The 21,348-nt window shown below is 59.2% G+C and carries 31 protein-coding genes; 7 read left to right on the forward strand and 24 right to left on the reverse strand.

What is annotated here, in order from left to right:
• Window positions 1–19: 19 nt before the first annotated feature.
• The 10 genes from KSP9073_RS17650 to KSP9073_RS16270 are packed head-to-tail and all read right to left on the reverse strand — an operon-like array spanning window position 20 to window position 4,373.
• A complete protein-coding gene (locus KSP9073_RS17650; protein WP_165814287.1) occupies window positions 20–193 on the reverse strand; it encodes a hypothetical protein in 174 nt (57 codons plus the stop codon).
• Window positions 193–423: a TraR/DksA family transcriptional regulator gene (locus tag KSP9073_RS16235; RefSeq protein WP_108844026.1), complete on the reverse strand. Its 231-nt coding sequence runs from the start codon at window positions 421–423 to the stop codon at window positions 193–195. Before KSP9073_RS16235 ends, KSP9073_RS17650 begins: the two co-directional genes overlap by 1 nt.
• Window positions 420–2,405 (reverse strand): replication endonuclease, encoded by a 1,986-nt coding sequence (locus KSP9073_RS16240; protein WP_108844027.1) that lies wholly within the window; start codon window positions 2,403–2,405, stop codon window positions 420–422. Before KSP9073_RS16240 ends, KSP9073_RS16235 begins: the two co-directional genes overlap by 4 nt.
• Complete coding sequence (locus KSP9073_RS16245; protein ID WP_108844028.1) at window positions 2,402–2,860, reverse strand: hypothetical protein; 459 nt, start codon at window positions 2,858–2,860, stop codon at window positions 2,402–2,404. The genes KSP9073_RS16240 and KSP9073_RS16245 overlap by 4 nt, the downstream gene beginning before the upstream one ends.
• Window positions 2,861–2,862: 2 nt before the next feature.
• The gene (locus KSP9073_RS16250) at window positions 2,863–3,198 is read right to left on the reverse strand and encodes a hypothetical protein (protein ID WP_108844029.1); all 336 of its coding nucleotides are present in this window, start codon (window positions 3,196–3,198) and stop codon (window positions 2,863–2,865) included.
• Window positions 3,186–3,413, reverse strand: a complete 228-nt coding sequence (locus KSP9073_RS16255) for a CBS domain-containing protein (protein WP_108844030.1) — start codon at window positions 3,411–3,413, stop codon at window positions 3,186–3,188. The genes KSP9073_RS16250 and KSP9073_RS16255 overlap by 13 nt, the downstream gene beginning before the upstream one ends.
• 3 nt (window positions 3,414–3,416) lie before the next feature.
• The gene (locus KSP9073_RS16260) at window positions 3,417–3,680 is read right to left on the reverse strand and encodes an Ogr/Delta-like zinc finger protein (RefSeq protein WP_108844031.1); all 264 of its coding nucleotides are present in this window, start codon (window positions 3,678–3,680) and stop codon (window positions 3,417–3,419) included.
• Window positions 3,680–3,862 carry a hypothetical protein gene (locus KSP9073_RS17540; protein WP_133241042.1) on the reverse strand — a complete coding sequence of 61 codons (183 nt, stop codon included), beginning with the start codon at window positions 3,860–3,862 and terminating at the stop codon, window positions 3,680–3,682. Before KSP9073_RS17540 ends, KSP9073_RS16260 begins: the two co-directional genes overlap by 1 nt.
• Window positions 3,863–3,902: 40 nt before the next feature.
• The gene (locus KSP9073_RS16265; protein ID WP_108844032.1) at window positions 3,903–4,130 is read right to left on the reverse strand and encodes a hypothetical protein; all 228 of its coding nucleotides are present in this window, start codon (window positions 4,128–4,130) and stop codon (window positions 3,903–3,905) included.
• Window positions 4,131–4,151: 21 nt separating this feature from the next.
• Window positions 4,152–4,373 (reverse strand): hypothetical protein, encoded by a 222-nt coding sequence (locus tag KSP9073_RS16270; RefSeq protein ID WP_108844033.1) that lies wholly within the window; start codon window positions 4,371–4,373, stop codon window positions 4,152–4,154.
• A gap of 108 nt (window positions 4,374–4,481) precedes the next feature.
• On the opposite strand from KSP9073_RS16270, the gene KSP9073_RS16275 reads away from it, so the two are divergent.
• The 4 genes from KSP9073_RS16275 to KSP9073_RS16290 all read left to right on the forward strand — a co-directional run bounded on the left by KSP9073_RS16275 (window position 4,482) and on the right by KSP9073_RS16290 (window position 7,328).
• Window positions 4,482–5,201 (forward strand): LexA family transcriptional regulator, encoded by a 720-nt coding sequence (locus KSP9073_RS16275; RefSeq protein ID WP_133241043.1) that lies wholly within the window; start codon window positions 4,482–4,484, stop codon window positions 5,199–5,201.
• Window positions 5,202–5,275: 74 nt separating this feature from the next.
• Window positions 5,276–6,574 carry a hypothetical protein gene (locus KSP9073_RS16280; RefSeq protein ID WP_108844035.1) on the forward strand — a complete coding sequence of 433 codons (1,299 nt, stop codon included), beginning with the start codon at window positions 5,276–5,278 and terminating at the stop codon, window positions 6,572–6,574.
• 50 nt (window positions 6,575–6,624) lie between these two features.
• Complete coding sequence (locus KSP9073_RS16285) at window positions 6,625–6,858, forward strand: hypothetical protein (RefSeq protein WP_108844036.1); 234 nt, start codon at window positions 6,625–6,627, stop codon at window positions 6,856–6,858.
• 122 nt (window positions 6,859–6,980) lie between these two features.
• Window positions 6,981–7,328, forward strand: a complete 348-nt coding sequence (locus KSP9073_RS16290; RefSeq protein ID WP_108844037.1) for a S24/S26 family peptidase — start codon at window positions 6,981–6,983, stop codon at window positions 7,326–7,328.
• On the opposite strand, the gene KSP9073_RS16295 is transcribed toward KSP9073_RS16290, so the two are convergent.
• Complete coding sequence (locus KSP9073_RS16295; protein WP_108844038.1) at window positions 7,325–7,645, reverse strand: ArsR/SmtB family transcription factor; 321 nt, start codon at window positions 7,643–7,645, stop codon at window positions 7,325–7,327. The two genes, KSP9073_RS16290 and KSP9073_RS16295, sit on opposite strands and share 4 nt — an antisense overlap.
• A gap of 262 nt (window positions 7,646–7,907) precedes the next feature.
• Between KSP9073_RS16295 and KSP9073_RS16300 the strand changes: the two genes are divergently transcribed.
• Both KSP9073_RS16300 and KSP9073_RS16305 read left to right on the forward strand, forming a co-directional pair.
• Window positions 7,908–9,125, forward strand: a complete 1,218-nt coding sequence (locus KSP9073_RS16300) for a DNA cytosine methyltransferase (protein WP_243409273.1) — start codon at window positions 7,908–7,910, stop codon at window positions 9,123–9,125.
• Complete coding sequence (locus tag KSP9073_RS16305) at window positions 9,125–10,039, forward strand: NotI family restriction endonuclease (RefSeq protein WP_108844040.1); 915 nt, start codon at window positions 9,125–9,127, stop codon at window positions 10,037–10,039. Before KSP9073_RS16300 ends, KSP9073_RS16305 begins: the two co-directional genes overlap by 1 nt.
• Window positions 10,040–10,185: 146 nt before the next feature.
• Here KSP9073_RS16305 and KSP9073_RS16310 read toward each other — a convergent pair whose 3' ends face one another.
• The 7 genes from KSP9073_RS16310 to KSP9073_RS16340 all read right to left on the reverse strand — a co-directional run bounded on the left by KSP9073_RS16310 (window position 10,186) and on the right by KSP9073_RS16340 (window position 16,375).
• Window positions 10,186–11,184 carry a phage late control D family protein gene (locus KSP9073_RS16310; protein WP_108844041.1) on the reverse strand — a complete coding sequence of 333 codons (999 nt, stop codon included), beginning with the start codon at window positions 11,182–11,184 and terminating at the stop codon, window positions 10,186–10,188.
• The gene (locus KSP9073_RS16315; protein ID WP_108844042.1) at window positions 11,181–11,624 is read right to left on the reverse strand and encodes a phage tail protein; all 444 of its coding nucleotides are present in this window, start codon (window positions 11,622–11,624) and stop codon (window positions 11,181–11,183) included. The genes KSP9073_RS16310 and KSP9073_RS16315 overlap by 4 nt, the downstream gene beginning before the upstream one ends.
• 6 nt (window positions 11,625–11,630) lie before the next feature.
• Window positions 11,631–14,306, reverse strand: coding sequence for a phage tail tape measure protein (locus KSP9073_RS16320; protein WP_108844043.1), 2,676 nt, complete (start codon window positions 14,304–14,306; stop codon window positions 11,631–11,633).
• Entirely contained in the window at window positions 14,260–14,424 is a 165-nt protein-coding gene (locus tag KSP9073_RS17900) for a GpE family phage tail protein (protein WP_108844044.1), read from the reverse strand. Before KSP9073_RS17900 ends, KSP9073_RS16320 begins: the two co-directional genes overlap by 47 nt.
• 26 nt (window positions 14,425–14,450) lie before the next feature.
• On the reverse strand, window positions 14,451–14,762 hold the full coding sequence (locus KSP9073_RS16330; protein WP_108844045.1) for a phage tail assembly protein: 312 nt from the start codon (window positions 14,760–14,762) through the stop codon (window positions 14,451–14,453).
• Window positions 14,763–14,897: 135 nt separating this feature from the next.
• Window positions 14,898–15,410 carry a phage major tail tube protein gene (locus tag KSP9073_RS16335; protein WP_108844046.1) on the reverse strand — a complete coding sequence of 171 codons (513 nt, stop codon included), beginning with the start codon at window positions 15,408–15,410 and terminating at the stop codon, window positions 14,898–14,900.
• Between the two features lie 14 nt (window positions 15,411–15,424).
• The gene (locus tag KSP9073_RS16340) at window positions 15,425–16,375 is read right to left on the reverse strand and encodes a phage tail sheath subtilisin-like domain-containing protein (RefSeq protein WP_108844047.1); all 951 of its coding nucleotides are present in this window, start codon (window positions 16,373–16,375) and stop codon (window positions 15,425–15,427) included.
• Between the two features lie 125 nt (window positions 16,376–16,500).
• Here KSP9073_RS16340 and KSP9073_RS17545 point away from each other — a divergent pair, with 125 nt between their 5' ends.
• A complete protein-coding gene (locus KSP9073_RS17545; RefSeq protein ID WP_133241044.1) occupies window positions 16,501–17,142 on the forward strand; it encodes a hypothetical protein in 642 nt (213 codons plus the stop codon).
• A 39-nt stretch (window positions 17,143–17,181) separates the two neighbouring features.
• Here the strand turns inward: KSP9073_RS17545 and KSP9073_RS16345 are convergent, their stop codons facing one another.
• Genes KSP9073_RS16345 through KSP9073_RS16370 form a run of 6 tightly spaced genes read right to left on the reverse strand, consistent with a single transcriptional unit; the run spans window position 17,182 to window position 21,308 of the window.
• Complete coding sequence (locus tag KSP9073_RS16345) at window positions 17,182–17,781, reverse strand: hypothetical protein (RefSeq protein WP_108844048.1); 600 nt, start codon at window positions 17,779–17,781, stop codon at window positions 17,182–17,184.
• Between the two features lie 4 nt (window positions 17,782–17,785).
• Window positions 17,786–18,892, reverse strand: coding sequence for a phage tail protein (locus KSP9073_RS16350; RefSeq protein ID WP_108844049.1), 1,107 nt, complete (start codon window positions 18,890–18,892; stop codon window positions 17,786–17,788).
• On the reverse strand, window positions 18,889–19,518 hold the full coding sequence (locus tag KSP9073_RS16355; RefSeq protein WP_243409274.1) for a phage tail protein I: 630 nt from the start codon (window positions 19,516–19,518) through the stop codon (window positions 18,889–18,891). Before KSP9073_RS16355 ends, KSP9073_RS16350 begins: the two co-directional genes overlap by 4 nt.
• Window positions 19,508–20,419 (reverse strand): baseplate assembly protein, encoded by a 912-nt coding sequence (locus KSP9073_RS16360; RefSeq protein ID WP_108844051.1) that lies wholly within the window; start codon window positions 20,417–20,419, stop codon window positions 19,508–19,510. Before KSP9073_RS16360 ends, KSP9073_RS16355 begins: the two co-directional genes overlap by 11 nt.
• Window positions 20,416–20,766, reverse strand: coding sequence for a GPW/gp25 family protein (locus KSP9073_RS16365; RefSeq protein WP_108844052.1), 351 nt, complete (start codon window positions 20,764–20,766; stop codon window positions 20,416–20,418). The genes KSP9073_RS16360 and KSP9073_RS16365 overlap by 4 nt, the downstream gene beginning before the upstream one ends.
• Window positions 20,763–21,308, reverse strand: a complete 546-nt coding sequence (locus KSP9073_RS16370) for a phage baseplate assembly protein V (RefSeq protein WP_108844053.1) — start codon at window positions 21,306–21,308, stop codon at window positions 20,763–20,765. The genes KSP9073_RS16365 and KSP9073_RS16370 overlap by 4 nt, the downstream gene beginning before the upstream one ends.
• Window positions 21,309–21,348 lie beyond the last annotated feature (40 nt).

Genomic DNA, 21,348 nt, shown 5'->3' on the forward strand with positions numbered 1-21,348 from the left:
CTCGAGTTCCTGAATAGTCCTACCCACGACGCACCCCCTTTTCGACAGCCGCCAAACGATTGGCCATGCGGGTGTATTCGTCATACTGCACCGCCAGTTCATCGCTGGCCGATGTGCGGCCCAGCAGGTAGGCCATGCGCAGGGTGACGATGGCCAGCAAGGTGAGCAGGGCAAAAATGATCAGCTGTTCCATTACCGGATTCCTTTTGACTTGTGTTCGTTGACCGACTGGCAGTCGACGCAGGTGGCCACGCCCGGCAGGGCGTCGCGGCGCCTTTGCGGGATCGGCTCGTCGCAGTCCGCGCAGTGAGTCAGGCTTGGCGTGGTCGCCATGCGGGCACGGTTGGCCAGCGCGGCATCCAGTCGGCGTTGGGTGTTCTCGGCAGCAATATCGAGGTTGTCGGCCACGGTCGGTCCTCTCATCTCAGTTCAGGGGGTAGATATTCAGGGGTGCGTTGCCACGCGGGTGGTGGCTGGATGCTTTCCCGGTGCCGGCGCTCGAGATCGGCGAGCGCCTGCTGGGTTTCTTCGTGCTCGATCTGCGCCAGTTCCTGCTCGGCGCGGTACTCGGTGCTGTTAATCCACTCCCGATACCGCTTTGCCTGGAGGGCATCGGTGTGGGGATCGGCTGCGCGCGGCGTCACGTCGGGCGTACAGTTATTCACACAAGTCCAAGGGTCGTCGGCTGCGCCTCCTCCATAAGACCCTTTTTGGCTGAAGTCATAAGCGCTGTTGCGCGACTTCTGGCGCATGGTCCAGCTGTAAAAACGAGTCAAATACTCGGCACCTTTCACCAGCAGGCCGTAGGTGATCTCGACACGCTCGCCGTACCCGCCACGGGCAAAGGGGGCTTCGTCGGCCTGCAGCTCGCGACTGGTATCCATGCGCCACTCGCGCCACGGCTTGATCGGCTGATCCTTGCGCGGCGTCAGCGGCCCGCCCATCAGGCGCAGGAACTGATCCCATGCCCCGGCATTGCACGCGGTGCGCACCTTGTTCATGAATTCGATGATCGAGCGGCCCGGATTGGTCGCGGCTTCCCATGCGGCCAGTTGCTCGGCCTGCTGCTCGGTCATGCGGCGAACCTCACGCCAGACCGTCACGCTGGGCAGCCCGACAAACTGAAACTGACGAATGCCCCACACGGCGGCCCATGCCTCAACGCGCGGCGCACTGCTGGCCATTTCCCTGCCGTACTCGTCGAGATCGACAAACTGCTGACCGTTGATGTTTTTCGAGACGTATTTGGCGACATACCCGGCAGCGGTGCCGCGCGAGTAGTCGATAAACTTGGCCTGAAAGCGATTCTTTTGGGCGCCCGGCTCGTCGGGCGTGTCGGCCAGCGCATACTCGGCCATCACCTCATTGACCCGCTCGACGTGGTCAGCATGTGCCCACATCAGCATGTGCCAGTGTGGCGTGCCGTCATGGTGCGGCTCAGCCACGCGCACGCCATAAATGCCGATACCCTCGCGGGCCAGCGCGGCGCGAATGCGCGCCCAGACGCCGGTCAGATAGTGCTGACCATCACGGGGCGTGTTGTGCTCGTAGTTCGGGTTACGGGTGCAGCTTTTGGCGCGGATCGGGTGGAACCGGCTCGGGCAGGTCAGGGTGTAGAACACACCGACGTGACCCAGCCGACGGGCTTCGGCCTCGGTCTCGCGAATGCGCAGCATCAGCTCGGCGCGGCGGTTATCGGGATTGGCCAGTCCCAGCTCGGAAAGCTCGGCCAGCGTGTAGTTCTGGCCGTGCTGGTTGATCGCCTCGATGGCATCGAGCATCGCGTGGTTGCGTAATTTTTGAGACGCCCGACGTGCCACGGTAGTGTTCGAGCAGTAGATGCCGGCGCGGTGATGCACATTGCCCAGCTCGCGCTCGAGCTGCTCAAGGCGACGACCGGCCAACACGCGCAGCTTGCGGCGCCACCACTTGGCGTCCTCAAGGCGAGCCAGCTGGACACGGATCGGCAGCTTGCCGTCCGGCGGATCAATCTCGTGCTTTTCGACGCGTTCCAGCCCGAGCGCCAGCGCGGCCTCGGCGGCGTCCAGCTCGGAACCGCCATTGCGATTGGCCGCGCCGACCTGCTCATCATGCTGACGCTTGATCGCCATGGCCTGCGCTTCGGCGTGATTGCAGATGCCCTCATCGTCATGCGTGACCCGGAACGGCCCGACGTGCAGGCGCTTGCAGACCCTTGCCAGATACTGATTCCCGGCGGCGTTACCGTCCCGGCGCGCCACGACCAGAAACGCTTTCGCGAGCTGTTCGGCGTAGGCCGGATAGCGCTCGAAATAGAGCACGTCGCGCATCTGGACACAGCTCATCTCGCTGATCTTGAGCTGGTCCCGAGGCCCGGGCTTTCCGGGCGCACCAAAGGCGCGAGTTTGTTCGATAGCGCTGGTCATTCTGCGTTTGCCTCGATCAGTGCCAGATAGTGCTGCGCGGCGGCAATGTCGCCGGCCTCAAGGGCCAGCCGAGCACTTGCGGCAAGCGCCTGGGAGGGATGCGACTCGCTGCGCAATCCATCGCGCAGGCGACTGGCGTAAGAACTCATACGGTGAATGGCGGCGCGGATGGCCTCGCGGGCCTTGGGGGTCATCCACTCAATCGGGGTGCGGGTGAGGTTGTCGGCGATGCGATCCGGCGTGCGCTCGTTCGCTGGAATCTCATTGATCGGGCGCAGCGGTACCAGATGCTGGGCCGCCGAGCGCAGCACCACGGCGCGCTCGGCAGGCTGCATATCAGCCCAGACCTCGGCCAGATCGCGGTTTTCGGTGCGCCGGCGCAGCTCGTCCCGCACGATGAGAAAATCGGCGCGCGGGTCGACAACGTCGGGACGGATAGCGTGAACGCTGGCCATGGTTATGCCCTCGCTGCCTGGACGCCGCGAATGTCAGCATTCTGGCGCTCGGCGAAACCGATCAGGTCGTTGACGGTGAGCGCCATGCGCCGGCCATCCGGGTGTTTGACGACCACGACATAGGAGGTCGTCGATTCGACGTCGATCGCAGCGCGCTTGTTGAAGCTTTCCAGCTCAGCCATGGCCTGCACGGCCATGACGCTGGCATCGCGCGGATCATGGGCGTGCGCGCTGATCAGGTGCGACGTGCATTGGTTGATGGCATCACCGCGATGAACACTGCGCGGCAGGCTCAAAATGAAGGCGGTCGCCGGATTGGTTTGGTCTAGTGCGTGCATGACACACCTCCCTGTGCGTTGAGCTGGTCATAGGCGTAGGCGGCGTGCTGCATGGCCTCGTCGGCGCGCAGGCGGCCATGCTCGACGAGATGCTGACGACAGGCCGACACCATTTGATGCGGGCTGCGATAGCGCGGCTGATTGCGCAAAAACGCTTGCGCGGCGTCCTGCACGCTGTCGCTGGGGTCGATCTGGTAATACGGGTCGATTTTCATCACTTAACTCCTGAACAGATCCTCGGGCGGCTTGGGCACAACCACATAGGGAATGTGCTCGGCCAGCCGGCCCTCGTATTGGCTATTGGGCATACCGCTGGGGCTGAGGGTTTTGGTCACGACCATTTCTCCCTCACCGCTCCAGCCGCATACCGGTGTCTGGCACTGCAGATACGCGACGCGGTAGTCGCTGTGCAGCTGCTTCGAGGTCCGCACGCGGCACGGGCCACCGCAATGAGGACAGGTCCATCCCCAGTTGGATGACATCAGCGCCTCCCTGTCGGGCGAGGCCCGCGCGGCATTCCCAGACGCCCCACGCCTTTTCGCAAATGGCGCCGCAGCACGAACTCGGCGGCCTGATCCAGCGTTTCCAACCCCTGCTGCTGGCGTACCGCTTCAAGCACGCGGCGGTCGCCATCGTTCGGGGACATTTCAACTTGTCTTGTCATGAGTACCTCGCGAGGTCCTGAGAGGGCGTCCCGTCGGCACTTAATGGAGATTTGCGACTGGCTTGAAATCCATCATGCTGACGGTGTCGAACTCCTGCTGACTGGCAACGCCGAGCAGATCCAGCGCCGCGCGCATGACCAGCTCGCGCACCAGCGTGGCTTTTTCGGTGCCGGTATAGGCGACCAATGCTTCGATGAGGTCGTCCTCGAACTGGTCAAGATTGATACCGACACGGGCGGACTTGAGACGGGCGCGATCCCTGATCATGGTTTTGATTCCTTTTGATAGTTAGTGACTGACGGGGGCAGAGTTGGATTCTGATTCGGCGCGGTAAGCTTCCATGCCCTTGAGACAAAACATCCGGGCCTGAGCAGACAGAGAGCGCATCTCTTCACCTGCAATCACTTCGAGGTTGGTGCGTTCGTCTTTTTTGAGCTGGAGCCAGATGGGCTTGGCATTGCAGCCATTGGGTACTCGCGTCACACGAGTCGGGGTCTTGGATTCACTCATCGTGTATGATTTCCATTGGTTAACTATGGCAACACACACATGTTCGTTCACGTATTGTGAATCTGTCAATAGCGATTCGTGTATCGGTACACATTTGGATATGCGTTGATGAAAAAGGAACAGATCAGCCTAGCGACTGTTAAGAGGATGGCGACCACCTCAGCGGTCATTGACAGGATGAAAAGCCGGCTAGGTATCACTTATAACAAAGAGTTAGCTGATGCCCTTGGTGTCAGTACGGGTGCTATTGGCAACTGGAAGGCACGCGGCACTATTCCAATAGATGAGTGTCTCGCATTTTGTGAATCACACAACGTGTCTCTAGATTGGTTGGTTAGGGGACGAGGACCAGAGGAATCGTTTACTAATGCAATAGATTCACTTGCAACTGCGGTTGAATTAAATGAATACATTTCCCGCTATTCGCAGATCCTTATCTATGACATTGAAGCCTCTGCGGGCAGCGGTCGTTTGTTCGATGATGAGCTGGTCGAAACCACTATCCAGTTCGATACCGAGCAGCTGCAGCGCGACGGGCTGGACCCGGCGCAGGTGGTGGGCGTGCGTGTTCGCGGGGATTCGATGGGGGAGACGCTGCACGACGGCGACCGCGTCCTGGTGGATCGCAGCAGCCGGACACCGGATGGCGTGTTCCTGCTGCGCATGGATGACGGCCTACGGATCAAGAGAGTGCAGCGCGTGGCCGGCGGCGGCTGGATGCTGATCAGTGATAACGCGCGTTACCAGCCCGAGCTGGTCGATCCGCTTTCTAACCAGAACGTCGAGATTATCGGCGAGTGCGTCATGCGCATCGGGCGAATCGCGTAATACTATCGCGTCAGGTTTCGTAACACTGTGTTAATGGGATATTCTCAGCGTCTAATACAACGCTGGGGATCATCATGTTTGTGGGAATTGGCTTCATCATCTGCATGATTCTGGCCGCTATTATCGGGGTCAGGGTTGGACGCAATCGGCGCGCCAACGGTAAGGGCGCCATTTTCAGCTTTGTGACGGGAGCCTTCGGTGCTGTGGTCGCGGGCATTCTTCTGTTAATCGCCCTTGCCATCATCGATATCAGCATCAATGGCAGCGACAGAGAAACAGAAGCATCCGAGCCCGCCGTCAGTGAACAGTCATCGTCACCCGATACGTCTGATGACACCTCGAATACTTCCGAGTCTGCGGCTGCCACTAACGATGGCCCCAAGCAGTTCGATGATGTCATTGCTATGGCTGAAGATTTCAACGACTACCCGCCTGAGTTCAACGAGTTTTCCGTCGTCGATTCCGACCCCCTGCATATCCAGCTTTTGCCGACCGTTGTCGAGGGCGATCTTAACGAGGTTGTTCACGACACCAACTGGCGCGCGGCACTTTACGGGGCTTATAACACCTTCATCCACACCGATGCCGATCATGTCATCGTGGATGCCATTCCGAGGCAGTACGCCAGCCTGATGGATCGTGACTCCCCCGAACTGCTGGATGATCAAAAAATCACCCTGAATCTGAGCCGTGATGAGGCGCTGGAAGTCGTTCAGTCTCTGATTGACGTGGACAGCCTGGAAGGCCTTAAGGCTCGCGACCCGGAGTGGGACTTTTACGGCTGGACGGAGGACTGGAACAGCATTTACTACACCGAGGGAGATCCGGGCCTCGATGCTTTCATCGATGCGCTTGAACCATATACCCAGGGTGGGGAAATCTCGACCAATCCCACTTCTGCCGAAAGCGCCAAAAGCGCTGAAATCGAGGCGGGTAGCGATCTGGGCTTTGATGCCAAAACCTTTGCCAGCCGTTTCAATTCTGCCATGGCCGATCTGGGCCAGCCCTACCGCGCAGAGGGCAATGTCGATAATAGTGGCGTGCAGGGTGTCTTTCAGGAGATGTTCAGCGAACACCTGGCCGTGACCGGCACGGTCAAACCCGAATCCGGCGCGGTGAATGGCGTCATCTTTATGGGCACCGGCGATGGCACGCAAGAATCCGGAGCACGCGTCATGGTCGTGGCATCCGGCGTCGTGGCCGCCACTCAGCCGGATATGAGCGTCCAGAACGCGTTCGACGTGGTGATGTCGTTGCTGCAATCCTACGACGGCGGCGAAGCTGTCTCGAATACCCTTAATGGCGTGAAATATACCTACCAGCGCAGCGATATGATCGGCAACATGTTGTCGGTCGATTCCGCCGAGAGCTGATTATCAGGCCGCCCCATGGGGCGGCTTTTTCACGCAGTACTGAGGCCGCCATGTTCTGGGAAATCGGATATACCCTCTGCACCGTGCTAACGATCACCGTTGCCGTGTACGTCATGCGCGATCAGCGCGGCAGGGGCCGGGGCGCCATCGCCGGCTTTGCGGCAGGCCTTGTTGCCGGCGGCATTACAATGGTTGTCCTGTTGGTTGCGCTGGTCATGCTGGCCACGCCCGACAGCCGGATTGAGACGGTCGAGCCTATCACCGAGCAACGGCCAGCCACGTAACCGATCTGCAGACAGCAAAAGCCGCCTACATCGGGCGGCTTTTTTGTAATTGGATGTAACACCTGCTGCTAATCTTGGGTTATCTTGACTGTACGTACATACAGTAAGGAGAAGGCGACCCCATGCACGCGCAATATCTCGGCCCCGTCGATTGCCGCCCCGATCCATCCCTGATGTTTCTCGACCTGCACCGCTACCCACCTACCTGTTACCTGATGCGCGCGGGCGAGGATGCCGGCGTGGGCGGCCCGGTGACCGAGGGCGATGTACTAATCGTCGATGAGGCGCGCCACCCCACCCATGGCGATCTCGCCGTGATCATGATCGACGGCGTGCGCGAGGTGTTCCAGACGCTGCGCGTTGGCCCGCAGTTCCGATATCAGCCGGTGGGTGGTGGTGCGAGCCGACGGATCACGCCGGATCTGGTGCTGGGCGTGGTGGTCAGTCTGGTGCGTCGCTGTGCGGTCTAGCCGAACAGCTCTGCCACGGACTGCGGCAATGATGCGCCCTGGCTTTTCCGGAACGAATAGTAGATGCGCTGCGACTCGCGGCGGGTATCGACGAGCCCGGCATCACGTAGCACCTTGAGATTCTGCGACAGCGCCGACTGCCCAAGAGCGATCCATTCATTGATCTGCCCCACCTGCATTTCACCCTCGGCGGCCAATATCTTGAGCACTCGGTATCTATCCGGATGCGCCATGGCTCTGAATATTGTCACTTCGTGATCATGCTGACCATCGATAGCGGAATGATCATCGAGGATAAAAATGGTTCTGGCATTCATGACGGCGTCCAATTCATACGGAATGACTGATGTATCGGCGGAAAGCGTAAGTCATTGAGAGCGGGGGCCATGTGATGCTTTCTGATTCTTATATGTCAATGGATTGCAATGTTTGCTCTGGAAGCTTGGTCACTTTCGCTCTGATGGAATGTAGAATGCGCGCCAATCCGTATTTTTATAGCTAGGCGTTGCAAGCAGTTTGGCTTGTAGCCTAATCTACAACTTTTACTGTTTTTTCTTACAGTGTTTGAGGCAGCCTAGAGTGACGCACAACACACTTACCATGATTGACCTTTTTGCCGGAGCCGGTGGGCTTTCTGAGGGATTGAGAGAAGCTGGCTTCAAAAGCTTATATGCGAATGAGGTTATGCGTCGTTATTCCGAGACCTATGCCGCGAACCACAAGGAAACTGTTGTTGATCAGCGTGACATCCGTGAAGTCGACGCAAAGGTGGTTCGAGCCGGGCTAGGTATCGAAAAAGGAGAGCTGGATCTTATTGCAGGAGGGCCGCCTTGTCAGGGGTTTTCGATCAATGCTCCGAAACGGTCCTCTGAAGATCAGCGTAATCACCTGTTTAAAGAATATCTGCGTTTTGTAGATGAGTTTTTGCCTAAAGCAGTATTGATTGAAAATGTCCCTGGTCTGGTTTCTTTTGAAGGTGGTTCGACACTGCAAGCTATTTTAACTTCTTTGGAAGACCACGGTTACAATGCCGATGTAAAAATACTTTATGCGCCGCATTACGGTGTGCCACAAACACGCTGGCGCACTATTGTTATCGGCATGCGTGATAAAGAAGCTCTCAGTGGAGTATTTCCTGAGCCAGTGAGATATGGGCCTTTACGTGTCAATTTTACTTCAAGTTTTGCAGGCAGAAATATTGTCGCTTTTCCAAATAAACTTGAACTTGAATTGAATCCGTTTTTAACAGTAAAAGATGCTATCGATGATTTACCAATAATAGAAAATGGAGGTGTCTGTAGTGAGAGCCAAGGCTACAGAACAGAGCCTCAAAATGAATTTCAATTAGTCATGAGAGCAGGGTCTCAGTGCATTTTAAACCATGAGACACCTCGTCTCAGCAAGGTTAATACTGAAAGAATGAAGCATATCCCTCCTGGAGGAAATTGGACGGATATACCTTTCGATCTATTGCCTAAAGGTATGCAACGTGCACGTCGGTCTGATCATACAAAGAGATATGGAAGAGTTGATCCCGATGGTTTGGCATCCACGATTCTGACCAAATGTGACCCTCACTGGGGTGCATATTTTCATTATAACCAAGATCGTATTTTTTCGGTAAGGGAAGCTGCCAGAATACAAACATTTCCAGACAGCTTTCGCTTTATTGGCTCGCGTATTGAGCAGTATGAACAAGTAGGAAATGCTGTGCCTCCCTTATTGGCTGCAGCGATAGGGAAGTCTCTCGCTGAGGCTTTGGGTTACCAAACAGAGGCATTAATTAAGGTGGTTTAATGGCTTCAACGATTTGGGAATTTTTTGGGTATCGTAGCACCGATACCTCACAGACAGCTTTACAAGCATCGGAACAAGCCCGATGTCCTTTCATCGATGAACCTTGTGAAAAGACCATCAATGTAAATAATGAACGTAAGCGCTCCGGTGTTTGCACTATAAAGCCTACAACCTCTGAACCTGTAATTTGCTGTCCTATCCGGCTATATGCTGATGGCTATCAAATTTTAAGGGATGTTGCAGATAAAGCTTTTTCGAAAGGTTTGCCCCTGATCAACGGACGGAAAGCACTAGAATATTCCTCTAAAGAAGGAGCTAAATGTGTAGCTGTCTTTGGGCAACGCTGGGGAGGGGAGCTGAGACTGCCTCAAAAATCTGGTAAAGGGGGTTACTTCGTTGATTGGGTACTGGCTTTGATCGATGCCAATGGGCAATTGGAGGAGTTCGTAGCGATCGAAGTCCAGACTATCGATACAACCGGAAATTACCGCGAAGGTGTACTCGAGCTTGAATCCGAAAGGCAAATTATAAAAACATCCGCTGGTCTAAACTGGGAAAATGTTAGCAAAAGAATATTGCCTCAGATTATTTATAAAGGACAGGTGCTACAGCGGGAAGATCTTTGCCGCAAAGGGTTGTTTTTCATTTGCCCTGCACCAGTTTACAGCAGAATTCTTGACAGGCTTGGTGGTCAAAGTGGTTTGGCTGAATATTCTCTTCAGCCGGCTTCTATAACCTTTATGTCCTATCATCATTCTGAGAGTGATTGTCATGATGGACAGTTCGTTCCAATCGAATTGGATGAGTCAAGATCGACCACTGTATATAAGGTGCAAGAGGCTTTTAATAATGTTACTTTGCCAGATAGAAATGTGTATGAATCAGCTATACGTAAAGCTTTAGGTTTCAAGTAACTGGTCTAATGTATGCGTTAATAAAGTGCTTTTTAGTGGCCTGATTTATTTGCACTAAATACAAAATGCAGGCGTGCATAATTATAGAGGTTTTTGCTCGATTTAAATCGATAAGTTTATCTGCTTTATATACCTGAGCTGCTTTCTTATGCTGACTGCGTCTCGCATTTTATTTTCGTGCCATACCCCGAGTCATTCAGCGAGTCCTCGACCTCTGTCACCAGCCAGCCGGTGCCGTCGATCTGCGGCTTCCAGCCGCGCAGGGTGATGGGCGTTTCGGGGGTGATGTCGGCGCGCCCGTGGGCCATCGTCAGCTCGAACTCGGCGGTGCCACGCTGGATGCGTCGCAGCTCCGACTTTGCGGCCTCTAGCGCATCCGCCTCGCTAGCGTAAGTGGCGCGCAGATCCTTGAACTTTTCCCCCTCGCCGGCGATGACCACCTGCCTTTTTCCACCGGCTTTGTCGTTCCAGAACGCTTTAACACCGCTGTAGCTGTCGCGATCCGTTTGATTGTAGCGGTGCTGGTCGCCGTCGCGGCGGGTGAGGGTGACGCCGGGCAGGGCGAGGCCGCTGGCTGTTAGTGCCTCGCCGGCGAGGGTAAACAGCATCCGTTCGGATTTGACGGCGGCGATGGCGTCATAGCGCTGGCCGAGACGTGTCAAAAAATTGAGGTCCGACTCATCGGTCTGGTCGATGTGCCCCACACGGATGCCGCGCAGGGTATCGCCGATCACCGGCGACAGTTCGTGGCGCTGGGCGATGGTGTCGACGATGTCGCCCAGGGTGATGTCATGCCAGCTTTGGCTGCGCTTGCCGGGCAGCAGGTTGCGCATGTCGGCGGCGCGGGCGCGGATGGTGAGCCGGTCAGGCGATCCGCTGTGCTCGATCTCATCGACCACAAAAATGCCCCGGTCGAGCAGGCCCTCATCCTGCCAGCCGATAGACACGGTGAGCTTTGCGCCCTTGGACGGCAGTTCGAGCTGTCCGTCATGGTCGGTCAGGGCGAGATCGAGCTGGTCGGCCTCCTGCCCGCGCTGGCTTGTGATGCGCAGATTGATCAGGCGGCCATTGATGCGCGGGGTGATGTCCTGCCCGGCGATGGTGATGCGGTAGCTGGGCCGGCGATAGGTGGGCTGCTCTCTCATACGAACGCCCCGACCAGCCGGGCGCCGGTGTAGAGGGTCAGATCCCCGATCATGTCGGTGCGCTCGTCATCGACGTGTTCCAGCGTGAGGCTGAACTCGATTTTCGCGGCGGCACCATCCCGGTAGAGCGTGCTGCTGGTTTCATCGACGCCGGTCACTACCCATAGGCCGTACTGGCGCCCGGTACCCTCGACCAGTGGCCACGCCCGACCCTGATCAGCCATGTCGCGAATCTCATCTAGATCCACACGGCCACCCGTGAACTCGGGCAGCAGGGTGCCCGACAGGGTAATGGTGTCGGCACCGGGGCCGAGATACTGATAGGCGGGCCGGTCGCCGACGCGGGACTGGCTGGCGTGGCGCCATTCGGTGCGGCGCTGCAGCTCCTGATACGGCACGCTACTGGTCTGAAACACGAATATGCCCAAGGCCATCAGCATGGTGACTTACTCCTGATCGTACATGGATGAACGGCGGCGGGCGCCCTGATCGCGTTGCGCCTGCGCCAGTGCGCGCTGCACCTCCTGCGCGACGTATTGGGCGAGCTGTCGCTCATCCATACCGGGTGATGCGGTGATGTGGATGTCGCCCAGGGTGATGCTCTGATCGACGCGCTGCTGACCACCGCCGGCGGCGAGCGGGGGCCGGGTATCAAAGCGGATCGGCTCGCTGGGTGAGATCGACGGCATGGCCGCTGCCGGCAGGGCCATGGCGCCGAGGGCAAGCCCGGCACCGGCAGCGCGCACGCGGCTGGCAATATCGGTGACGCTCTTGGCCGGGTCATCACGCTGGCGCTCAAGGCCGAGGGTCAGGCCGTCGACGGTGTGGCCACCAAGGGCGGCGAACACGCGCGAGGGTGAGTGAATATCCAGCTTGTCCTTGAACCAGCCCGTCACGCTGTCAGCGATACCGACCACGCTATTTTTCAGCTCGCCGAGCTTGCCAAACAGGCCGCCAATCAGGCCGTCGATGATCGTGCCGCCGAGTGACTTGAACTGATCGGGCACCTCAATGCCGAGCGCCGAGAGCGCGCTGGTGATGCCCCGTTGCAGCAGCCCCAGCGGCGACCAGTCGAGCAGCAGCCGCGAAATGCCAGCGATACCCCCATCAAACGCGGCTTTCACGTCCTGCCATCGCTGACTGAACCATTCGCTGATCGCGCCCCAATTCTTGTAGATGAGATACGCGGCACCGGCGAGAGCGGCGACGGCAGCGACGATGCCGAGAATGATCCATGTCATCGGATTGGCCAGCAGGGCCAGACCGGCCTTGCCGATAGAGGTGGCCATGAACAGGAACCCGCGACTGATGGCCAGCAACCCCTTACCCAAGGCGGGCAGAATCTTGCTGGTCAGTGAGTAGATTTTGCCGCCGAGGCCGCCGGTTTTAACGCCCAGCATGTTGAGCCCCAGACGCACGGTGACGATGGGGCCGAGCAGCGAGGCCATCATGATGGTGAAAGCACCACCTGCCGCGACCAGACCGGCAGTGACGGCGGCGACCTTGGCAATGGTGCCGGCGAGCTTGGGGTTTTCCTTGATCCAGTTGCCGACGGCTCGGGTGATGTCGGTGATCGATTGGATGAGATCGCGTAGGGCGCCATCGTTGGTATCGGTGATGCTTATACCGACTTCCTCCCACGCCGAGCGCAGGTTTTTGAGATCGCCGCCGATGTTGTCGGCCATGACGCTGGCCATCTCGGCGTTTTCACCATATGACTTGCTCAGGTTGTCGATCAGCTTATCCAGCTGGCCGCTGCTCATCTGATTGACCAGTTCGGCCATGCCGCTGCCGGCCTCGGCACCAAACAGCTCTTGCAGCGCGGCCTTGCGCTGGACGTTGCCCATGCCCTCCGTGGCTTTATTGATGTCGCGCAGGATCTCCGGCATCGGGCGCATGTTGCCCTCGGCATCGGCGACCTTGAGGCCCAGATCATCCATGACGGCGGATGCTGCCTTGGTCGGCTTGGTCAGGCGATCCATCATGGCGCGCATGGTGGTGCCGGCCTGACTGCCCTGAATACCGATATTTCCCAGCAGGCCAGCCATGGCGCCTGCTTCTTCCAGCGTCAGACCCAGATCGGACCCGGCGCCGAGGTATTTCATGGTTTCGCCGAGCATTTCCAGATCAACGTTCGCGCGACTGGCCGTACCGGATAGCACGTCAGCGACGCGCTGCATGCCGCCGGCGGCCTCGACATCGATCTTGAACCCGCCGGCGATGTTGGAGGCGATATCGGCAGTGCGGCCCAGCTCGGTGTTATTGGCCAGCGCGAGGTTCAGAACGTCACGCATCGACGACTGGATGGCCTCGGCGCTCATGCCGGCGCGCAGCAGGAATTCCTGACCGCTGCCGACCTCACCCGGGCTAAATGCAGTCGAGCCGCCGAGGTCGCGGGACTGCTGTTTAAGGGCCTTGAAGCGCTCATCGTCGGCAGAGAATCGGCCTACCGCCTGAACGGTGCTCATCTGCTCGCCCCAGCCTACCCCCGGGGCGAGCTGGCGCAGTCCAGCAACAAGAGCAGCGCCGCCGGTGGCCAGCCCGGTAAAGCCGGCGCTGCGCATTGTATTGGCTCGCCCGAGGCCACGCTGGTAGCGATCCGCCGCTGCCGCTGCCTTTTTCTGAGCAGCGGTAACGTCGGCCATCTTGCGCTTTTGGGCGTCGAGGGCGGTATTGGCCTGCCGGATCTGACCGGCGAGGCGTTTCTCGCTGCCGCTCAGATCGTCGGTACTGACGCCGCCCTGCTTGAGGCTGGTGCGCAGCTGGCCGAGGCGCCGGCGCTGGTCGCCGAGGGTGGTATTGAGGCGCTCGACCTCGTGCTGGGCCTTGAGGAATTTCTGCTGGAATTGCTGCGTCGGGGCGGCGGTGTTCTTGAGTTCGGTACGCAGGTTGCGCATGCGCTCCTGCGCGCGGGCGAGCGCCTCGCTGTTATCGCGGGTGGCGCTTTTCAATTTGCGAAACGAAGAGAGGTCTTTCTGCTGGCGTTCGAGGCTGCGCAGCTGATCGCGGCTGGCCTTGAGCGCCTGCGCGGTTTTATCGCTGCCCTGGGTAATTTTCTTGAGTGGGCCGGTGGCTTTATCGACTGCGTTGAGCAGCACCTGCAGCTTGAGATCGCGCGCCATGGGAGTCCTCGGGATTGGATCGCTTACGGGCGCGCTCGCGCCAGTCCATCAGTTCACGGATCGAGAAATCCGCGCAGTCGGCGGGGGTCCAGTGGAACACGATGGCCAGATCTGCCATCGCGTCCTCGACACTGCTGGGGAGGTTTATGCGGCCTCGCCCTTGGCCCGCTTCGTCAGCAAAAAACCGGCGATTTCCCCGCCACACTGAACGAGGTCTGCCGGGTCCATGTTGCGCACTTCGTGCTCGGTGAGGCTGGGCGCTGACAGGCGCGGGATGAGCTTGATCAGTGCATCGGTCTGCAGCTGCAGCACGTCACTGAGATTGACGCCGCGCAGCTCGCCAGCGGTGGGCTTGCGCAGGGTGAGGCTGTCGATGGTCTGCTCGCCGCGTTTGACGGGGCTATCCAGCTCGATGGCATCAGAGACGTGGGCGGTGGTGGTGGCCTTGCTGGTCATGTCGTTACCTTTTCGTGGGCTTGGGTAGGGTGGTGGGCCGGTCTGGCCTTTTACTCACCCGTCCGGGTTGGTGACTGCTGCGCGGCTGACTGTTATCGAGACAGGCCGCGCAGATGATCAGAATCAGAAGAAGCATCAGGTGCCGAGGGCGCGGCGGCGCTTGGCCAGCCGGTCCTCGCCGTTGACCTTGAACACGCCGTTCGGGATGTCGTTCTCGATGACGGTGCGCCCGTCGATCACGAGTTTGTAATAGCTGAGCGTGGTGGTGATGCTGTGTTCGGTGTTCTCACCGGATTGGGCGTCGCCCATATCGATCTCGGTGTGACGGCCACGCATGACGACTTCGACGGCGACCACTTCGTCGACGTCATCGCGCTCGTAGCTGCCTGTCATGCGCAGCAGATCCGCGTCCAGGCGTGAGCTGCCGTAGTTATCGAAGATCGACTCGATCAGGCCGCCGACGGTCCACTGGCAGGTCATGAGGCCGTCCTGCCCCATGTCGATGCCGACGGTGCCGTCCATGCCGCCGCCGCGCCATTCTTCAATTTTGCGGGTGAGGGTGGGCAACGTGACGGACTGAACCTGACCCTGATACGAATTACCGTTACCGAACAGGTTCATGCCCTTGAGCTTTTTGGGTAGTGCCATGGTTTATCTCCTGTTCAGCCGGCGTTCACGCGGTCGGCGAAATCGGCGAGGTATGAGTCGGTGATGCGCTGCTGAAATCCGAGATCTTCCATTGGCGGCATCGGGGTGTAGTCGTAATCGATGCGCAGCTTGCCGGCCTTGAGTGAGGCCTGGTCGTTCAGCTCCTCATTCAGCCAGGCGGTGCCGTCGACGATCAGGCCGAGGCTTTTATATTCAGAAATCTTGGCGTTGACCCCCTCGATGATGTCGCGGGCGAGGCTGGCGTGCAGGGGCTTATCGACGGCCCACATATGAGCCTCGGCAATCGTGTCGGCGAGGATCTGCGCGGTGCGGGTGTAGTTTTCGAACGCGAACAGGGACGTCGGCCCGGCGCAGGTGCGCGAGCCCCAGAACCGGAACCCATCGCGCTGGATCAGCGTGGTGACGTCGGCGGCGTTGAGGATGCCGGCGTCGGTGTTGGGGTTCTGGAGACTCCAGAACACGTCGGCACTGATGCCGGTGACGCCGTTGACGGCCACATTACTGAGGGTTTTGTGCCAGCCGGTCTCGCTGTCGATCTTGGCGCGCAGGCCGACAGCGCAGGCGACAGCGCTGATCGTCATGGTCTCAGCGGCGGCAGTGTCGAACGCCTCGAACTCGGGCCAGATGATCATCAGCTCGCGGGCGCCGAACTGATCGCGGTAGGCGGTCACGTCCGAGATCGTGGTGCAGTCGTGGGCGTAGCTGTAGACGAACGCGCGCAGATCCTGCGCGATGCTGACCAGCGCGATGGTGACGGCCTGATTGTCCAGACCCGGCGCGCCGAGGATGCGCGGGGTGACGCCGAGCGAGGCGCTGGCCGAGAGCAGCGCCTGCGCGCCGGTGCAGACGATGCCGATGACGGCGGTCGAAACAGTGCGGATAACGCGGGTGCCGTCGTTGACTTCAACGACGCGCACGCCGTGGTGGTATTGGTCGAGTGCCATGATGTGTCCTGATCAGGAAGCGGGCAGAATCGGTTCAGGGCTTCATGGTGTGGCGGGATTCAAGCGGGGGCGAGCGGTTGCCGTTGTAAAAGCGAGGGTTACAAGTTAACGGGAAAGGTGTGGATATGGCGCTCTATAAACATTTGGAAAGTGTGCATGCTGATGCATTGATCAGAAAAGGTTCTATCCGTATAGGCACACTTTACGAATATCGAGATCAAGAGAAGCATGGGGAAGGTGTTTTAGATGAAGAGGAGGGGGTTGTTAGGACCCATGCCAAAAGGTCAGGTTATTTCGATGAAACCAACGTAGATGCATTCATGAGTAATTTTGTGAGTGTGGGGGATGGAGGGTCTGTTTATATAGGAAATGCTGATCTAACTTTAAGTGAAAGCTGTTCAAGCTCATGGATTTATTGTGTTTCTGAGTCCGAAGATAAAAGTGTTTCCACTGGATTGTCTAGTAACTACGATGCATGTGTCGAGTTGGTGGACCCTGACAGGTTTTCTAGGGAAATAAAGAAATTTTTGTCTAGAAAGTTTGGATGCGTAAGGATAGAAAAAAGTGACTGGCTTAAATGTCAGTATGTTGGTCGGGATCTTGAAGAAAATCATCGGTTAAGAGATGTGCCATTTTTGTTGAAAGAAGCGATCTTTTCTCACCAAAAAGAAGTCAGAGTATTATTCTTGCCTAAGAGAGAGATTGAAATAAAACCGCTGATAGTGAGTATTCCTAATCTTAAAAAATATGTGCGAAGGATCTTTTAAAAAGCCCGGCACAGGCGGGCTTTTGACGATGAGGCGGGTTTAATTGTCGGTTTGCTCCTGTATGGCCAGCGCTTCGAGCTGATCGATAAAGGGCCGGGCGGCTTCCATCATGTCGGCATCATCACCAGCGTCACGGATCGCGGCTTTACCGGCGAGGCGAATACGGCGCACGTCCTGTAATAGCTCTTGCACCCGCGCGGCGGCCTCAGCGATCTGCTGTGCGGCGGCCTCGACGGTCAACCCCTCGGCAGCGGCATAGCTCCGGATGGCATCGGGCACCTCGCCCTCGGGATTGGTGCGGTACTCGATCAGTGCCTGGGCGACCAGTTGATACTCGGCATCGAGATACTGCCCGACTGATCGGTCGGATGCGCGGATGCGGTCGGCGGTGGCGTCGAGCCAGTTGATGGCAGCTGCTTTGCGAGCATCGACCGGGTCAGGATCGAGGGCGACCCAGCAGGGTAGGCCCTCATCGCTTGAGCCTCGGCGCATGCCCGCCGGCGAATCGCCGACAAACTCTTCGTAGGTTGCTTTATCAACCTCTCGGGCATCATCCGGCCACGTCCCCGCCGCTTCGTATCTGCCGCGCATGGTCGACGGATACAGCATGTTTCGTTCGGCGCTGTAAAAATATTTCATGTCATCAATACCCGATTGCCCACCAGTTAAATGTCATTTCGTTGCTGGCTGATCCCGTTAACCCGATTTGAGATCGGCTAACGTTAATTGCACCCGTACTGCGATCGTTGATGGTTCCACCAATAATCTGTCTGTATGTTGCAAATGGAACCAAAAATGAATTGGGGAATTCTATCGGGAGGGTCACAACCTGACCGGCTGCGGGATTTGAGACACCCACCACGCCCCATTGGAGAATCCCTCCGCTGAGCCATTTTGGCAGCGCAATATATCCATTGGTGCTTAGTCGATACGCTACTCCGAATTTCATCTTGTCGGCCGTGACGACCCGCCCCTCAGCACCGAGATCAATCTCGGACTGCGTACCCACGTTCAGCCTGGCTGCACTACCCAATGCTGCGAGCGCTCCCTGCACGGTTTTGACCGCCTCACCGAACACCGAGAGCACGCTATCAAGCGCGATCTGGCCGGCCTTGTGTGCGACTTCCTCCTGCCGATGTTCATCCAGCTGGGCTTTACCACCTGCCGGGGTCTGCGCGGCCTTGGCTTCCTCGCCCTTTTTCGATTCGACCAGCGTGGCAAAGCGCATCATGCCGCCGCTTTTGGTATCGGCGGCGGGGTGGTTGCGGCTTTTGGCGTGCGCATCGAGCTGGTCATCGACGTATTTGCGCGAGGCCATGACCACGCTGGGGTCGATCCGCAATGTCACCGCGCTGGTGTCGGTGACTTCCATCACAAAACGGATGGTTTGCGTGCGGGCGCTGCCTTCCGAGAGCTGGGGTTTGTAGGTCTCGGGGTAGTTGCCGTAGGCGATCAGGTTGCCGTCGGTGTCATAGAGGCCGACCTCGCGGATTGTCCAGCCGCCGACGTCGGCGGGCAGCACCTGTTCGACCACGGTCCAGTTCGGGTTTTTGTCATCGACCGATGTCTGGTTGATCGGGCCGCGACGCACCTCATTGACCAGGCGCGTGACGTTGGCATCGGGGGTGGGCAGTTTGCCGCCGCCGTCGCCGATGGCAAGTTCGGCAATGGTCAGGGGCTCACCGTAGGCGATGGCATTGGCCAGCAGGCCCTGCCCGGTCTTGGTCGGCAGTGTAAAAAATTGGCTCATGGGCGTTCACTCATGGGGTAGATGGTGGTGGTGTCGAATGCCTCGACCGTGGCGGCGAGATAGATCAGGCCACGGGAGGTGATGAATTCGGGGGCGTAGGGGTAGACGGTGGTGGTGTCGCCATCGTGGGTGGCCATGCCGATGTAGATTTTGCCGCGTGTCTCGCCGAGCAGATCGAGGCCGATGATGTGGCGGGTCAGCGGTTTGGCGTCGAATACCAGCCGGGTCAGCTCGGTGTACATCTCGTCGGTGATGCCGGTGTCCAGCACGCCGATGCGCAGGGCGAACGTGCCCGGAGTACCTTCCGGCACCATTTGCCACCATTCCTCGACTTCCAGCAGATAACCGAGCGGCTCGACCACACGCCGCAGGGCGCTGATCGTGCCTTTGTGGGAGTGGACATAGAACGCGGATCGAACGACGCCGCGCTTGGCGCTCTCGCTCCATGTCGTATCCCAGCGATCCACGCTGAATGCCCACGCCAAATAGGGCAGCAGGTGCAGCGGGCAGTCATCGGGGCTCATGAGCGTGCGCAGCGGTACCGGCACGCGCTCCAGATCCGCGAGCGCGTCGGCGGCGAGGCGTTCGAGCGTGGTGGCGTTGGGCGGCAGCAACTTACTCATCATTGCCCCCAATCGTCAGCGTGACGCCGGTGCAGTGCGATGCCTGGCTGTCATCGAGCACGACATCAGCGGCGGGGCTTTGCAGCTCGACGCGCTGGACGCCCTCGACGTGCAGGGCGGCGTAGACCGCCGACAGGCGGATATCGCGCCCGAGCCGGCGCTGCTCGGCGACGTAGGCTGATGCCTTGGCGCGTGATGCGGCGAGGATTGGCTCCTGCTCGGGGCCGGGGTAGAGATAGAGCGTGGCTTCGATGGCGTAGTCGACGATAGTGGCCGACTGGACGGTGAGCCGGTCGCCGACAGGGCGCACGTCCTCAGCGGATAGTGCGGCCTCGACGATGTCGAGCAGATCCGGCGTGGCCTCGCCGGTGCCGAGCTGCGACAGCACGGTGACAACGGCCACGCAGGGGCTGGGACTGACGGCGGTGGCATCGGACACCCGGCCATCAGCGCTCAGGGCGTGGAACACGTAGGCGCCGGTCGGGCCGGCCACGCTCAAACCTTCGAACGCTCGCTGCGCGCGCAGGCGCAGTCGGGTGTCGCTCTCATACGTGGGCGGTACTGGCGGTACGGCGTCAGGATCACCGGGGTCGATCATCAGGCGCTCGACGCTGAAATTGGCGGCAAGCTGATCGAGATCCGCGCCGGTGGCGAATGCCAGCATGTTGGCGCGGGCGGCTTCGTTGACGCGCTGGCGCAGCACGCGCTCGCGCCAGACGCTTTCCTGCAGCAGCTTGTTGAGTGGTTCGGATTCGAGCGCCAGCTTTGCCCTGACATCGGCGCGCTCGTCTTCGGGATAGAGCGAGATCAGGTGTTCCTTGCGCTCGGCGAGCAGGGCCTCCTCGTCGATGACCTCGACGATGGCCGGCGCGGGCAGCCGGGATAGATCGATGGGGCTACTCATGCATCACCTCGCAGGGACACGGTCATGTCGATGTTTTCCCCGGTGTCGAGGCGCCGCCCGGTGATGGTCAGCAGCAGACGCCCCGGGCGATCGGTGTCGACGGTGCGCTGCACTTGCATGACGCGCAGACGCGGCTCCCATTTCATGAGCGCGACGACAGTGGCCGAGTAGGCGCGCAAGGCGGTGGCGCCGGTCAGCGGCTGGTCGATGAGATCCGGCAGCAGGCTGCCGTATTCGCGTCGCATGACACGCGAGCCAATCGGGGTCGTGAGAATGTCGCCGACGCTCTGGCGAATATGCTCGTCGCCGGACAGCGGCGCGCCGGTGGTGCGATTCATGCCGCTCATGCCGGTGGCCCTGATTTATCCGAGCCGGATTTAACGCCGGTCGTTTCGTGATGGACCGCGCTGATGCCGGCAGCAATGACATCGACAGGCGTGGTAATGACCTCGGTGACGTGCAGGGGCCCCTTGATCGTGACCGGGCCGGTGACGGTGACGCCGGCAGGGGCGGTAATGGCTGCCGAGCCGGGCAGATCCGCGCGCAGGTGTTGGCCAGCGTGGTCGTACTCGATCACGGCGCCGTCGGGCATATCCCATCGGGTCAGGTTCGGGTCATCGGTCGGGGCCGGATTGGCATTGCTGTTGATCGCGCCCAGCACCACGGCCCCGGCCAGCTCGCCGCCGGGGGCGAGCAGCAGCACCTGTTCGCCGACCGTCGGCGGGTTCCACGTTTGGGTTCTGCCGGCGCGGGTCTCGCACCATGGCAGCCATTCGGTCAGCAGATCGCCGGTGGTGACGCGAACGCGCGCGGCGGCGTGATCGATCTCGGCAACGGTGCCGAGTCTGATCATGTTCTGCATGAGGCGGGCGAGTTCGACGGGATGCATCAAAGCTCCGGGCGGTAAACGGGTATGCGGCTATCGTCGG

It is taken from the genome of Kushneria phyllosphaerae, assembly GCF_900312995.1.
Taxonomy (GTDB): domain Bacteria; phylum Pseudomonadota; class Gammaproteobacteria; order Pseudomonadales; family Halomonadaceae; genus Kushneria; species Kushneria phyllosphaerae.